The organism is Sanyastnella coralliicola (assembly GCF_030845195.1).
GTDB lineage: Bacteria > Bacteroidota > Bacteroidia > Flavobacteriales_D > Sanyastnellaceae > Sanyastnella > Sanyastnella coralliicola.
On record NZ_CP132543.1, the window covers coordinates 3,972,630 to 3,987,285 of the forward strand.

Below are 14,656 nucleotides of genomic sequence, written 5' to 3' on the forward strand. Positions count from 1 at the left end.
CTAGTTGCAAATGCTCCCATAGAAGGATAAGAAGAACAATAAATCACTTGTTCCTACCTGACCGTCAGAATTGAAATCTGCTTGACAGGATTCCGGATTTAAAGCAAACTCGCAAGTCCCGTCATCTACCTGAGCTTGGATGTCGTAATTCACAGCTTGTGTATATGTACAACCGCAGTTAGCTAACCCATCTTGGATAGTATAATCCATTTGAACAGTTTGGTTGTTAGAATCTGTTACTATCACAGAGTAATCGCCTGCAAAAAGGTTAGTTGAGTCAAAACCATTCCAATCAATCGAATATGGCTCCGTTCCGCCTGATATTTCAAGTTGTGCCATACCATATCCAGCTCCTTCGCAAACGGTATTCGAAGTGAGTATTTCAACACTAAGTCCTGCTGAATTAATGACATTGATCAACGCGGTCGAAGGTATGAATGTTACCGATTGTCCAAATGGGTCGTTGCCTGCCATAGGGTCAATTAGGATTTCATATTCTCCTTCTTGTATGTCCGATTCAATTGTCAAGACTAGGTCAAACAGTTTGATTTGTCCATTGGTTGTCATTGGAGTAGTCCTGGTCAAGGCAATTTCTAAGCCATCTGAAGTAGTATTGGTGAATTCGAGAAAGTCGACGCCTAATTGTCCTAGGTCACTACTTGAATAGTCGATTATGATATCATTCAATTGCACCAATTGACTGAGATTGTTAACTAAAATTCCTATTCCGTATAGATCGTTTTGATTTGTATTGTCGGTTTCTACAAACACTGAAAGCAATACTTGGTTGTTCTGTTCCAGGTTTACCGTCGAGGGGGTTAATTCATTGGAAATTGGTATGCCATTTTGGAGATAGTTTTGTTCAATGGGGCTACTCCAAATAGAGGGGACGTCTTGGTTAAGATTGAGCCCAATGGCGGCTTGATCAGATATGTTTACTACTCCATCGCCATTGCAATCTGAGTGAACGGTTTGTGTATTAAGCCCTAAGCTAGATTCGTTTGTGCTCCAAAGCGGCGCAACCTGTGCTTCCCAAGCTATGCTTTGATTCGAGCGTTGTGGGCCAGACGTATTATAATAAACCCCTATAGGTAATAGATCAAGGAAGTTCACAGTTCCGTTAGTATCAGTATCACCGGGCCATAATTCAGTTGTGAGTTCAATATCAACGAATACAAATCCTTCGTAATACAGAACTCCCAAGTTGCCTTCAGAATCATATGCATCAACAAATTGGATCTCAACAAACCCAAAATGTGGTGATTGCCATTCCTGATCTGTATTCATTACAAATACTAATTCGTAATATTCACCATTTCCATTTAGACCTGATTGGTTTCCGACCATGCTTATTCCGAAGTCAAGATCCGATACATTAAGTACCGGAGGTGATTCCAGGGTGTTATCCCCAAAAAAATCGGAAGGGATAGCTTGGTCAAAACTCATCACTGGATCACTAAATATGACTGAAGTATAAGCAGCATAAAGGTCTTGTGCGGATTCTATGTTGAATGGAATACGGATAGTATCACCATATTGAACAGATACCGTATCAGGAAAGGTTAGCGTGCCAAAAACTGGAATACACGAACCATCGTCGCACCCAGCGGAGGGATTGAAGTTAGGTGATTGCACATTTGTACAGCCGGGGTACGAGCAAGAACTATCGTCACAAATGGCATTAGTATCATAGTTGCAAGCAATAGGATCGGTGCACCCATCAGGCAATATACATGATTGATCATCACAATTTGCGTTAGGGTCAAAGTTACATGCTACTGGATTGGTACATCCATCAGGAAGAAGGCAGGAGTTATCCTCACATAGAGCCTCAGGGTCATAATTGCAGGCACTTGGATCTGTGCATCCATCAGGCAGTATGCACGAGCCATCATCACATAGTGCATTGATGTTAAAGTTACATGCAATTGGGTTCGTGCATCCATCAGGAAATTGGCATGATAAATCATCACAAATGGCATTTGGGTCAAAATTGCACGCTAAAGGATCTGTACAACCATCCGGAACAATGCAGGAGCCATCGTCACAATCTGCAAGAGGATTGTAGTTGCAGGCGGAGTCGTCAGCACAACCAGCTATCCCAATACAAGATCCATCATCACAACCTGCATCAGGTGAGTAATTACAAGAGGATTCGTTCGTACATCCAGGATAAAGGCAAGAACCATCGTCATTGGCGACTGAGGAATCGTAGTTACAAGCCAGGGGGTCGGTACATCCCACACCAAGAACGAACGAACAATCTTCGACAAAGCTCCCTGGTTGATTAGTGAAGGTGACACCCGTAATTGTAGTGGTTTCCACTGGAGTGAAAATAGTGAAGTCGGAATTTAGTCTTCTGAATTGGAGATTGACTACACCATTAAAAACACCGTCTGTAGTGAGTTGGGCGATAAAAACTCTCCCTTGTCCGTCTATAGTTCCTTGATTTGATGGAGGCGCCCAAAAACCTGATAGAACCGAACCGATTGAAGTGCCAGGTTCCAAGAACGCTCCTCCTGCTTCAAAGTTGATCGAAGGGTCAAAACCTGGATCTGGAACCCATGTTATTCCACTAGCATCAGACTCATATGGATCCCCAATCGTAAAGTAAGAGTCAAATTCGGCTTGGGGAAAGACACCAAAGAAGGCTGGATTCAAAACATTTCCTACAAAACCTCCAAATGGGGATTGATAGAATTGATTAGCCCCTGTACAGCCTGAACAAGTTACATTCCAAGGATATGAGATTCCATCAAAGTATCCCAGTATTGCTTGTAATTCCCAATAAGGATCATTCATACAAACATATACCCTCCACGTCCTCGGTAGTGAGGCGAATCCGGCTTCTGTTTGGATAGTAGCGGCAAGTGCGGGGTCAATAGGAACTTCTTGAATGGATATTCCATCAAAAGGAGTTTGTGCGTACAACGAAAATGTTAGAAACGTAAAGATGATTGAGCTGAGAGTCTTCATGGTAGTTAAGTAAGAGAATTCAAGATATTTATTTTGTCTCTGAATAGAGCTATTTGAACCGTACATTTGCTCAATGCTACTGCTCATTCCACCACTTACCCAGCTGAATACGCCCTATCCGGCGACGGCATACTTGAAAGGGTTTTTGGTTGAACAGGGCTATTCTGTACACCAAGGTGATTTAGGATTAGACTTGATTCTGGAACTCTTCACGAAAGAAGGGCTTTCAGAGATCTTCGATCAACTTGTTGAACTCCAGCAGACAGAAGGACTAGACATCGAAGTATCAGAGATGCTTCGCAAACGTCGGTTGTATGAGAATACGATTGAGACGGTCGTTGGCTTCCTTCAGCACAAGCACGAGACGATTGCTTATCGCATTGCCCAGCGGAACTTCCTTCCAGAAGGGGCGCGTTTTCAAGCGGTAACAGATCTGGAATGGTACTTTGGGACGAATAGCGTTCAAGACCAGGCTCGTTACCTCTGCAGTCTGTACTTAGAAGATCTTGTTGACATGATTGGGGCCAGCGTTGGACCACATTTAGAGATCTCTAAATATGCTGAGCGTATTGGTCGAACCGCCAGCAGTTTTGAGCCGATTAAGGAAGAGCTAAACTTTGAACCAAATCTTGTCGATCTCAAGTTGCAAGAGATGGTGGCCCGTTATTTCGAGAAGGAAGTTCACGAAGTGGTTGGTTTCACCGTCCCATTTGGCGGTAACCTCTATGGAGCATTGAAGTGTGCACAATGGATTCGTCAACACCATCCTGAAACTAAGATTATCCTCGGAGGAGGTTATGCCAACACGGAACTTCGTGATTTGTCTGATCCTCAAGTGTTCGACTACATTGACTACATCACTTTGGACGATGGTGAAGGTCCGATCTTGGCGTTGCTCAAGCATTTAGAAGACCCGGAAAAGCACCCGCATTTGAAACGTACTTTCCATCGCAAGGATGGAGAGGTCGTGTTCCAAGATGACTTGATTGGCGGTGACTTTGGACATGCGACCTTTCCAGCACCAGACTATTCTGGCTTGCGGATGGATGAATACCTCTCCATGTTCGATATGCCAAATCCTATGAACCGACTCTGGAATGACGGTCGCTGGAACAAAATGACCATCGCACATGGTTGCTACTGGAAACGATGCAGTTTTTGTGATGTGACCTTAGACTATATCGGTCGTTTTGAAGAGGCTCCGGCTTCCAAACTGGTTGATCGAATGGAGCAGGTGATGGCCCAAACCGGCGAGTCTGGATTCCACTTTGTTGACGAGGCTGCGCCTCCGTTAGCCATGCGTGATTTGGCCATGGAAATCTTGAAACGAGGTATTCAAGTGAGTTGGTGGACGAACATCCGATTCGAGAAGACCTTTACCCCTGATTTATGTCGACTACTTGCAGCTAGCGGATGCATTGCAGTAACTGGCGGTCTGGAGGTAGCTAGTGATCGATTGCTAGCATTGATGGAAAAGGGAGTGACGATTGATCAAGTCTCACGAGTGACCAAAGCCTTCAGTGATGCTGGCATCTTGGTGCACGCGTATTTGATGTATGGTTTCCCAACTGAAACAGAACAAGAAACGATTGATTCGTTGGAAGTTGTTAGGCAGTTATTCGAAGCCAAGGTGGTGCAATCGGCTTTCTGGCATCAATTCGCCATGACAGCCCATTCACCCGTAGGGAAGGATCCGGATAAGTACCAAGTGATAAGAACCGGTCCTGAATTCATGGGCTTCGCCAATAATGATCTTTACCATGAAGACCCTACAGGTGCTGATCATGAGGAATATGGTGAAGGTTTGCGCAAGGCGCTCTACAACTACATGCATGATAACGGGCTAGACTTCCCGTTGCAAGAGTTCTTCGATTTCCCGATTCCTGCGCCAACCGTTCCGCGAAAGCGAATTCAAAAAGCCCTCAAACAACGCGAAGAGAGCATCCTGAAAATACCTGGATACCGATTCTTTCAGCACGGTGTCTTATTGACGGAAGTGGGACGAAAGAAAGGTCAAGTCAAAGTCGAAATGCAGGGCAATGGCCGATTTGAGGAGTTTAGCTTGCCTGAGGAGGTTGTCCTCGATCTGAACTCAAAATGGGTAGCTATGGCCATGCATCTTGGAGAAGGCTTAGAGGTGAAAGCGACTCTTGAGACATGGGCTATGATGCTCGGGATTTCTGCGGATAAGATTCTCGAAACTGAATGGTTCAAAGCCCTTAGTCGCAATGGTCTATGGACGATCCGTTGCTGATTGTTTCCGTTTCCAAGCCTCGTAAGCTTCAAGCCAAAACTCTGCTTGATCAAGTGCAGCTTCGCCATTGATATTGTCCCAGTAGCAATTCCAATTTCCTTGCAGTGACTCTTGAGTATAGAGCGAATCAGCCTGAAAATAGCCCCTAAGTTGCATGTGGATAGTACCGCACGATCCCATTCGCGAGCTATTGGTATAGTCATGGCAGTAATAGATGAGTTCGTTGTCTTTGTAAACGAATTCTCTGGTGCCTTCCGAAACTGTATAAGGAGCCGCTCCCAACAGATCTCCCAAACCAGGGTTGGTCACCACACCAACGAGTTCGCCGTCTTTTTCTCTAAAGAATACTGAGCTTGATTCGATAGGCAAATAGCCTTCTAGCATGGACTTTGAAGTGACCTTTTTAAGCTGATCATACTCGAGAATGTGAATGGTGTCGAGTTGGTCAATGAACTTATGACTATTCGCATATTCGAGAACTGAAGAGACGTATTCATCATTTGACAATGAGGTGACGTACTTCGGCCCAAAAAGCCAAGTGGGATCATCACTCTTTAAGAAGATAACTGAGTTCGACTGGCATATTCCAGTCGTAGCAAGACATAGTAATCCTGCGAATAGAAGCGCTTTTTTCATGAAATCAACAGACTATTCAGCAACGATGTCGCTGAGTTCTTTGTCTGTCGGTACACGCTCAAGAATAGAAAGTTCATGTAAAGTAGAGGTGACCTTCTTCAATACATCCATGTCAACCTTACCGTTCACGCTGAAACGCACATCATTCAACCAATTCGTGGCTGACTCGAGGGACATTTCATAGATATGTGCAATCAGTTCTGCTCCTTCTTCGCCGCTGTATTGAAGGTTAAAAGCATAGTCGCGAACGATCTCCATGGCTCTGTTGATGGCAACTCTTTTCTCGTCTTTAATCTCATTGCGAACCACTGCAACGAAACTTGGCCAAGGGCTAGCGATTTCATCTACTAGTTTGAACTCACCATTTCTCACGAAAGGAAGCGTGATGAACTTCTCCCAGAGGAATCGTTGATCAGGAGTAGTCTTCAATGCTTCACGAGCGCCATCGATGCCTCCTACCGGGTTGAAATCGTCTTGAGACACCTTTTTTCCATGCTGATCAGCATAGACAAAGGCCATCAGGTGAGATCCTGAATAGAATCGACTGATGGCGAAAGGTGAATCCTCCAGTCCTTGAGCGTCTTTTTCAGAACCACTTCCAGCGAACACACCCCAAACCAAAGGACTATCTACATAGGTAGAGTGGATGGTACATTGGTTTCCGGTGAGGATACTCGTGAGTGCGCCTTCAGTTAACAGCAAGGCCATGTCTACATCTCCATGGTATAAAGCAGAGCTCATGGCTCCTGTTCCACCTGGCTCATCAATCCATTCAAGATCGATTCCCGCGCTAGCGAAAGCGCCATCTTCAATAGCTAGGATCCATGGGAGGTTGAAGTGCTCAGGCACTCCAGTGACCACGAGTTTTGTGCGTTCTGCCATGGTGCAAAATTACGACTGAAACATGAAAGAACAGGTGCATCCCGAGATGGAAATTCGACAGACTACTATGTCATAATTACCAAGTGCTCATTCCATCTGAGAAATAGTGAGTTCTCCTCCTTCCTTTGTGCCAAGAAACTGAATGCTAATAATTATACATCACTCATGAAAAAGACTATTCTATCAGCTGCGGTCGTGGCAATCTTTGCACTGTTTTCAAGCAATCTAACCGCACAGATTTCAGCTACAGGAAACCTCGGAATGCAACAATTGGTAGGGGAGAATATTGATTCAGATCCACTATTTGGATTCGGATTAGAGGGTAAATACGATATCGATGAAAGTCTACGTGTTGGTCTTGGTTTTGGAAGCTACAGCACAAAGGATGAATTCTTGGGAATTGAATTCCGTTCGTTTGTTCGTCCGCTATATGTTCTTGGTGAATACACCTTCATCGAAGGACCGTTCTCTCCTTACGCTGGACTTAACCTCGGCTTGTACACTTTTGGAGCGAAAGTAGGAGATGAAAGAAATTCTGATTCATACTTCGGAGTGGCGCCATTGGTAGGAGCGAACTACTTCGTGACTGATAACATTGGGATCAATGCGAATGCTCGTTTTACGGTTGTATTTGGTGAAGACGATACAGCAAATTTGTTGGGGATCGGAATTGGCGCGACCTACTTGATTGACTAATTGGAATAGAGATAACCAATTGAAAAGCACCCACGAGGGTGCTTTTTTTTGGCAATGTATTTGAGAAATAGAGCGTTGAACTGAAGCTTAACAGCAACAAAACAACATCTATGAAAACGCTCTTGCTCGGGGTAGCCCTGGTCTTTAGCTGCCTTTCGTCTACCGCTCAATATGAATTTAATGCCATTGGAGGTGGGTTGTCTTATATGAAATCTCTCTCCGAAAAGCGCAGTGGTTTTGGATACCAAGCGGGATTTGGAGGGGAAATTAAAGAGAATTGGTTCCTCAGTCTTGGCTATGGTAATTACAGCTCGATTGAGAGTGTTGATACACGGATTCCTGCGAATTACAATGTAGAGAAGTACCGATTAGTTGTTCTTTATTTGATGCCCAAAGGGAAGGTCAAGCCGTTCTTCGGAATGAGTGTTGCGTATGCCATTGAGGAGGTGAAATTATTGGATCGGAAACGAAATATGTTTTAGGTTGGGCCGCAGGTTGGGCTTTCGTTGACGACGGAAGGGCGGTGGACTACTGGGGTGAGTTTGATTTGCTATCAGGGGTTGGGGGCGGAGTCTTCGGATTGGTTGTTCCCGCAGGTTGGGCTGGCCTATAGAATCACCAAAAAATGATTCTTTTTCCCTCTCGAGGCGGGCCCTCCCCCGCCGCCTCGCTTGCCGAGGGGTGAAGTTCGGGCCGGGAATTTAGATTGCCAAAAAAGTTGCCGCTTTCTTTATTTCTGTCGGACAATCCTTTATTTCCGTCGAACTTTTACCCTCGAAAAGCAAGACAAAGTACAACTTCACATTACACGAAACCAGTGGATTAAGCTCGACTTTATAGTCGTTGGACAATCTTTTATGAACGCCATTCTTCGACGTGCGCGACGATACCTAGCGTGAGCATAAGCTGGGCAGAACCATAGGTGCCCATGATGTACAAATCACTGTAAGAAATAGGAGAGTGGAAGCGGTTAAATGCAATCAGCGTGTCTGACAACATGAAGATCGCTGCTCCTAAGGCCACGAACCAAAAACTGTAACGACTGGTTTTTCGCCATCGGGCGATTCCTCCTAACAGCATCGTGGTGATGGCGAAGGTGTAGAAAAGCACCGGAATCATCATCTCCCCAACATCATTTTTCAAGATGCTGAAGATGGTTCCTGAAAGGGCCACCGGAATGATTAGAGTAAGCGGATATTTCCTCAAGACAATCTGCTCAAAGTTTGTGTCCACCGCCTTGAAGAAGGTCAATGCGTAGAGCAATTGTGCGATGAGAAAACTACTCAAACCAGCAATGAAATAGGACTCATTCTCAGAACCGAGAAGTAGTATGTCTCCAAACCAAGAGAAGAGTTGAGCTAGGATGAAGAAGGGAAATAGTTTCCCAAATGATTTCCGCGCTAGCGTAGAGATAATCGTGAGGATTGGCATCAAACCACCCTTCATGATTCCGTGTAGCACTGGGTAGTCCCACTGGATTGTTTCAGTGTACAATTCGGCGATTAGCCAAATCAGATAAATGATAACAAGAAGTCTAGTCTGCTTTTTCATCGAACCTTCCTCGGGAGCGCAAGATAGCGAACCAGGCAGTTGAAACGAGTCCCGAAATAATCACGGTGGCCGCCACTGGAATCTGACCAATGACGAGCGCCAACCAGACACCAAAGCCCATCATCAATGCGAGACGGATCGCCTCAAGAAAAACACCACTTCTGCTTTGATCGAAAATGGAACCCAAAGCGAATACTTGGTACAAGGTGAACACCAAGAAGAGCATTTTCTGATTCATCGTATAGTTCTCTAGGGTGAACAGAATGAAAGCAGAAGCACCAATGAGGATGGTGTACTCAACGAGTAGGTAGATGTTTAATCCTAGAGGAATCTTGCGGTCATATTTCTCCTCTTTACCAGTGAGTTCTGGAGGAGCATTGAAACCGCCCATGCTTTCTGGATACCAGCCCGGAGAAGCGAATAAGAAGCGAATCTTATCTCCTAGACTTGGTATGGAGCCGACGTCTGCCCAGAGTTCTTTGAAGGGCTGGACGTGCGCCATGACGGGGTTGAAGGTGTTGAGCGGACGGGTAATACCGTAGGTCGGTCGTTCCTCTTCTTGTTGGAAGGTGCCGAACATGCGGTCCCAAATGATGAATACCCCTGCGTGGTTCTTGTCGATGTACTTTGGGTTTCTACCGTGGTGTACACGATGATGCGATGGGGTGTTAAGAATGTATTCCAACGGCCCCATGCGGTCGATGAGTTCAGTGTGTATCCAAAACTGATAGAGCAGATTGAATCCAATGGAAATCAAGAACCATTCAGGAGGAAATCCAATGGCAGCCAGCGGAAGGTAAACCCAAAACATCAGCATCTTCTGGAAAGCACCTTGACGCAGTGCAACAGAGAGATTATACTCCTCGCTTTGATGGTGGACTACGTGCCCTGTCCAGAATAAATTCACTTGATGACTAACACGATGAGACCAGTAATAGGCGAGGTCAACGGCAACGAAGCAGAGGATAAATGCTGCCCAGTGATCAACCATTTGCCATGGGGTGATTGGCTCTAGGAGTTCGTAAACGACTGTGTAAATACCGATGGTCAATACCTTGGCGAAGATGCCAGTGGTTTGGTCAATGACGCCGCAGCTAATGTTGGCAATGGCATCATTCAGGCGGTAATGGCCCTTTTTTCCTTTACGTTGCTGGAAGGCATCGAAGACGAGTTCGAGACCGATCAGGACGAAAAAGATCGGGATACTGAGTATGACGGGATCAAAGTTCAGGGCAATCGCTTTTCAGTAAAGGTATTCCACATCTTGGGTGAAATCAAGTACCTTGTTGAACAACTAACAACAACTAAAATATGAAGAAGCTAATCCTTCTAATGTGCTTGATCGCCTTTTCAAGTGCTTCCTTCGCGCAAAACGAAAGCGATCTTGCAGGTGTTCGCCTAGGCGCTACCATCGGAACTCAATATTCATTTATGCGCTATCCTGCTGATTTCATTGTGAATCGAGTTCAAGGTCTTGGATCATTTCATGCTGGGGCTTGGATGAAGGTGAAAGTTGTAGATCCACTGTACGTTCGCGTTGAGGGGATTTACTCGCAGCGAAACACCAAGGGAGATTATGTTCATCAGTTTCAAGAAGATGATGGTGTTTGGTATTTCCCTATCGACAGCAAAGTGAAAGACACTTTCTTCGAAATACCGATTATCGGTGAGTATTACGTGACACCGGAAGTATCAGGGTATGGTGGAATCCATACGGCGGTTTTATTGAATTCTGATGTGACTGTTGATGATGCAACAATGGCAGAAGTAGCTGATAACGTTGATTTGACAGTGGAAGACATTACACCTCCAGATCGCAATAACGTAGAGATTGGATACATATTAGGTATCCAGTATCAAGTCGAGCCTAATATCGCGGTTGGATGTCGATTAACCAGAATGCTTACTACTGCCTACGATATTGATCAAGAGCTTGATACACGTTATGGTATGTATCAATTCTATTTGTGTATTGAGTTAAATTGATTGGAGATAGAATATGAGAGAGGGATTTATACTTCTATTCTTCGTCGCCTTGACACTATTTGTCCGTGGTCAGGAGAAGTATGAAACACCGCTCTTTGATTGTGGATTCCATGTGGGCTCCAACTATTCACTGCTCCGATCGTCGGATGATTTTTCTGGAGACTGGATGCACGGACTTGGAGAACTCGATTTAGGAGTATTCCTCAAGTTTCGTGTGAAAGCACCTCTAATGATGAGGGTAGAGGTTCTGAGCACACGAAGATCATTCACCGGCCCAAGACCATATGTGAATAGGACAGCAGCAGGAACTTCTGCTGTAGCTCTAATAAGGGCTAAAACACTTGAGTTTTACACACTTTACAATGTCATTGGGGAATTTCATGCAACCTCTAAGGCATCTGCCTACACAGGTGTGAGTCTTGGAATCCGACGGGATGTAGATGTAATTATTGACGTGGAGGATTACCTGAGATGGCGAGAAGAGACTGAACTAGGTTCGATGGGGTCTACTCCCAATTCTCGCAGAAAGCAAGACTTTGGACTCCTTGTTGGCACTCAGTATCGTTTGAATCAATGGTTGGATGTAGGGCTCCGATTCACGCAGATGCTTAGTCCCGGATATTCAAGGAATGATGTTGTCGATATCAGATTGAGCTCACTTCAGCTGTACGTGACGATTGGTCTGCCTCAATAGCAGAATAAGTTGAAATTCGATTCGTTATCATTGTGCTATGTCGATAAGAGTTCTTCTTTTTTCTTTTCTGACAATGGTGTCCGGGTGCCTTTGCGCGCAGACGGATGCTGACCGATCCAATTTCAGGTTCGGACTAATCGGTGGGTCGCAATATTCCATGATGTTGTCTTTTGATGATTTGGACCTTGACGTTTTACATGGTCCTGGTTCGTACATGGCCGGGGTGTATGCGAAGGCTCGATTGAAAGGATCTTTGTTTGTCCGCATTGAAATGCTTCGCACGGAACGGAGAGTCCAAGGACCTTATCCTTTCAAATATCTCGAGCCCGTTAGTAGCATTGCAGGCACGGCATCTATTCAAGCACAAGTGACCGATGGATTCCGGGAGCTACCGGTGTTGTTCGAGTATTTCGCGAGCGATAATATTTCGGCATATATGGGGGCTCATTTAGCACAACGCGTTCAAACTTCCGTCACTTTTGATGAAGCAGAGTTGAGCGCCTTCAAAGAAGATGTTGGTGGTTGGGTGACTGCTGTTATTCCTGAGGAGCGAAATTGGACTGAGCTGGGGTATATCCTAGGTGGTCAAGTGATGGTGAATGATTATCTCGCCTTCGGCGGAAGACTAACCAGAGTGTTTTCCCGTGCATTTGAGGATTCAGAGGCACCAGGACTGAGGTATTCGTTCTTTCAGGTATATGCCAATATCGAACTCAATTGATCTCGGGAAGCGCCGTACCTTTGTACCATGATCCTATACAACGTAACTGTAAGCATCGACGAAGATGTACATGAAGAGTGGCTGAAATGGATGAAGGAAAAACACATTCCAGACGTCATGGCCACAGGCATGTTCAAAGAAAACCGCATCTGTAAAGTCGAAGGCGAAGAGGAGGGAGGTAAAACCTACGCCATCCAGTACGTAGCACCTGATCGTGAGCATTACGATCGCTATCAGAAAGAGTTCGCCGCTGGGTTGCAAGCAGATCATACCCAACGCTACCAAGGGAAATTCGCGGCCTTCCGCACCATCCTTGAGATTTTGCACGAGACACGATGAAGGTTCGCGCGAAGAAAGCCTTAGGACAACACTTCCTCAAGAACCGAGGGATTGCCATGGATATCGCCAAGGCAATGACCATGCACGGCGACTATGCGAAGATGTTGGAAATTGGTCCGGGTACTGGAGCACTAACAACATGCATTCTCGAAGCTTTTCCAGAAACGGAACTCTATGTAATGGAGATCGACCAAGAGTCGATTGTTTACCTGGAGCAAGAGAAGATCCTGCCTTCAGGACGGATCTTGCCAGTAGATTTCTTACGTGCCGATCTGAACGAACTTCTGGGCGATAACTTCGGACTGATTGGGAACTTCCCCTATAACATCAGCTCGCAGATTCTATTCCGCGTCTTCGACCACAGAGATGACATTCCAGAAATTGTGGGGATGTTCCAAAAAGAAGTCGCCGAACGCGTGGCAAGTGGACCAGGGAACAAGAACTACGGTATTCTCTCTGTGCTTCTTCAGCTCTTCTACGATATCGAATATCTCTTCACTGTAGATGCTCAGGAGTTTGATCCTCCACCGAAGGTACAGTCAGGGGTTATTCGCTTGCGTCGAAATGAGGTGACTGAATTGGAATGCGATGTAAAGAAGCTGAAACGCGTGGTTAAAGCAGGATTCAACCAACGACGAAAAATGCTGCGTGGTTCGTTGAAGTCAATCCTTCCAAAAGGAACCATGCTACCTGATGAATACGAAAGCAAACGTCCGGAGCAATTGTCTCCTGATGATTTTATTCGCTTGACCCTTGCCTTGGAGCAGCACTTGACTTAAGCGATACATCAATCGGAGGTGTTGATACGTGTACATAACACACTTACTCGAAGCCCCGAAAATCAGATTCCACCTACCTTCTAGGCCCTCTCGTTTTTCTATCTTTGGCCCAATTCCTTACGATGCGAAAGATCATTACACTCAGCGAGTACATCATCGATCGCCAGGCCGACTTCCCGTACGCTTCTGGTGACCTGTCAAGATTATTAAGTGACATCGGGATCGCGGCTAAGATCGTGAACAAGCAGGTGAACAAAGCCGGACTTGGAGATATCCTGGGTGCGCATGGGACAGAGAATATTCAAGGGGAAACTCAACAAAAGCTAGATGTCATTGCAGATGAGGTCTTCATCAATTCATTTAAGAATGGTGGGCAAGTCTGCGGAATCGCAAGTGAGGAGAATGATGGCTATCTGGCCTTTGAAAAGGACCTGTGTAAGAAAGGAAAGTATGTCGTGCTGTTTGATCCACTTGATGGATCATCCAATATCGATGTCAACGTTTCTATTGGAACCATCTTTAGCATTTACCGTCGTACTTCGTCTATTGGTGATTTAGCTAATGTGAACGACTTCCTCCAAGTTGGATATGAGCAAGCTGCAGCAGGATATGTTGTGTACGGTTCGTCAACCATGTTGGTGTACAGCACCGGACATGGAGTGAATGGCTTTACGCTTGAACCTTCAATTGGTGAGTTCTGCTTAAGTCATCCGAACATGCAGATTCCGGAAGATGGCAAGATCTATAGCATCAACGAAGGAAACCTGGCGATGTGCGAAGAAGGAGTAAAATCATACATCGATTACTGCAAGGAAGTAGACAAGCAATCGAATCGTCCGTATTCAGCTCGTTACATTGGTTCTTTGGTAGCCGATTTCCATCGAAACTTGATTAAAGGTGGAATCTATATCTATCCAGCAACATCAAGTGCCCCCAATGGGAAGCTTCGTCTGTTGTACGAATGCAATCCGCTCGCTTTCCTCGCGGAACAAGCAGGTGGTGTGGCTACTGACGGGAAGCAACGGATTCTTGATATCAAGCCTACGGAGCTTCATCAACGTGTACCTTACTACGTAGGATCAAAGAACATGGTCGAGAAGGCCATGGAGTATCTAGCTGAACAAGAAGCGGTGACGAAGTAG

Annotated in this window: 15 protein-coding genes; 10 read left to right on the forward strand and 5 right to left on the reverse strand. The window is 45.4% G+C overall.

Annotation, left to right across the window (positions count from 1 at the left end; all coding sequences use genetic code 11):
• Positions 1–2,976 carry a hypothetical protein gene (locus RA156_RS16140; protein ID WP_306641601.1) on the reverse strand — a complete coding sequence of 992 codons (2,976 nt, stop codon included), beginning with the start codon at positions 2,974–2,976 and terminating at the stop codon, positions 1–3.
• Between the two features lie 73 nt (positions 2,977–3,049).
• On the opposite strand from RA156_RS16140, the gene RA156_RS16145 reads away from it, so the two are divergent.
• Positions 3,050–5,230: a B12-binding domain-containing radical SAM protein gene (locus tag RA156_RS16145; RefSeq protein WP_306641603.1), complete on the forward strand. Its 2,181-nt coding sequence runs from the start codon at positions 3,050–3,052 to the stop codon at positions 5,228–5,230.
• Here RA156_RS16145 and RA156_RS16150 read toward each other — a convergent pair.
• Together RA156_RS16150 and RA156_RS16155 are read right to left on the reverse strand one after the other, a co-directional pair.
• Positions 5,210–5,866, reverse strand: a complete 657-nt coding sequence (locus RA156_RS16150) for a hypothetical protein (protein ID WP_306641605.1) — start codon at positions 5,864–5,866, stop codon at positions 5,210–5,212. The genes RA156_RS16145 and RA156_RS16150 overlap by 21 nt on opposite strands.
• 12 nt (positions 5,867–5,878) lie before the next feature.
• Positions 5,879–6,748, reverse strand: a complete 870-nt coding sequence (locus tag RA156_RS16155) for a type 2 periplasmic-binding domain-containing protein (protein WP_306641607.1) — start codon at positions 6,746–6,748, stop codon at positions 5,879–5,881.
• Positions 6,749–6,913: 165 nt separating this feature from the next.
• Here RA156_RS16155 and RA156_RS16160 point away from each other — a divergent pair, with 165 nt between their 5' ends.
• Together RA156_RS16160 and RA156_RS16165 are read left to right on the forward strand one after the other, a co-directional pair.
• On the forward strand, positions 6,914–7,444 hold the full coding sequence (locus tag RA156_RS16160; protein ID WP_306641610.1) for an outer membrane beta-barrel protein: 531 nt from the start codon (positions 6,914–6,916) through the stop codon (positions 7,442–7,444).
• A 110-nt stretch (positions 7,445–7,554) separates the two neighbouring features.
• Positions 7,555–7,926 (forward strand): hypothetical protein, encoded by a 372-nt coding sequence (locus RA156_RS16165; protein WP_306641612.1) that lies wholly within the window; start codon positions 7,555–7,557, stop codon positions 7,924–7,926.
• A 373-nt stretch (positions 7,927–8,299) separates the two neighbouring features.
• Here RA156_RS16165 and RA156_RS16170 read toward each other — a convergent pair whose 3' ends face one another.
• On the reverse strand, positions 8,300–8,995 hold the full coding sequence (locus RA156_RS16170; protein WP_306641614.1) for a lysoplasmalogenase: 696 nt from the start codon (positions 8,993–8,995) through the stop codon (positions 8,300–8,302).
• Positions 8,979–10,046: a sterol desaturase family protein gene (locus RA156_RS16175; protein WP_306641616.1), complete on the reverse strand. Its 1,068-nt coding sequence runs from the start codon at positions 10,044–10,046 to the stop codon at positions 8,979–8,981. Before RA156_RS16175 ends, RA156_RS16170 begins: the two co-directional genes overlap by 17 nt.
• A 24-nt stretch (positions 10,047–10,070) precedes the next feature.
• On the opposite strand from RA156_RS16175, the gene RA156_RS16180 reads away from it, so the two are divergent.
• The 7 genes from RA156_RS16180 to fbp all read left to right on the forward strand — a co-directional run bounded on the left by RA156_RS16180 (position 10,071) and on the right by fbp (position 14,656).
• Positions 10,071–10,310, forward strand: a complete 240-nt coding sequence (locus RA156_RS16180; protein ID WP_306641618.1) for a hypothetical protein — start codon at positions 10,071–10,073, stop codon at positions 10,308–10,310.
• Positions 10,307–10,981 (forward strand): outer membrane beta-barrel protein, encoded by a 675-nt coding sequence (locus RA156_RS16185; protein ID WP_306641620.1) that lies wholly within the window; start codon positions 10,307–10,309, stop codon positions 10,979–10,981. The genes RA156_RS16180 and RA156_RS16185 overlap by 4 nt, the downstream gene beginning before the upstream one ends.
• A 49-nt stretch (positions 10,982–11,030) precedes the next feature.
• Entirely contained in the window at positions 11,031–11,675 is a 645-nt protein-coding gene (locus RA156_RS16190) for a hypothetical protein (RefSeq protein ID WP_306641621.1), read from the forward strand.
• A 157-nt stretch (positions 11,676–11,832) separates the two neighbouring features.
• The gene (locus tag RA156_RS16195) at positions 11,833–12,396 is read left to right on the forward strand and encodes a hypothetical protein (protein WP_306641623.1); all 564 of its coding nucleotides are present in this window, start codon (positions 11,833–11,835) and stop codon (positions 12,394–12,396) included.
• Between the two features lie 27 nt (positions 12,397–12,423).
• Entirely contained in the window at positions 12,424–12,735 is a 312-nt protein-coding gene (locus RA156_RS16200) for a DUF4286 family protein (protein ID WP_306641625.1), read from the forward strand.
• Positions 12,732–13,514 carry a 16S rRNA (adenine(1518)-N(6)/adenine(1519)-N(6))-dimethyltransferase RsmA gene (gene rsmA, locus RA156_RS16205; protein ID WP_306641627.1) on the forward strand — a complete coding sequence of 261 codons (783 nt, stop codon included), beginning with the start codon at positions 12,732–12,734 and terminating at the stop codon, positions 13,512–13,514. Before RA156_RS16200 ends, rsmA begins: the two co-directional genes overlap by 4 nt.
• Before the next feature lie 122 nt (positions 13,515–13,636).
• Entirely contained in the window at positions 13,637–14,656 is a 1,020-nt protein-coding gene (gene fbp / locus RA156_RS16210; RefSeq protein ID WP_306641629.1) for a class 1 fructose-bisphosphatase, read from the forward strand.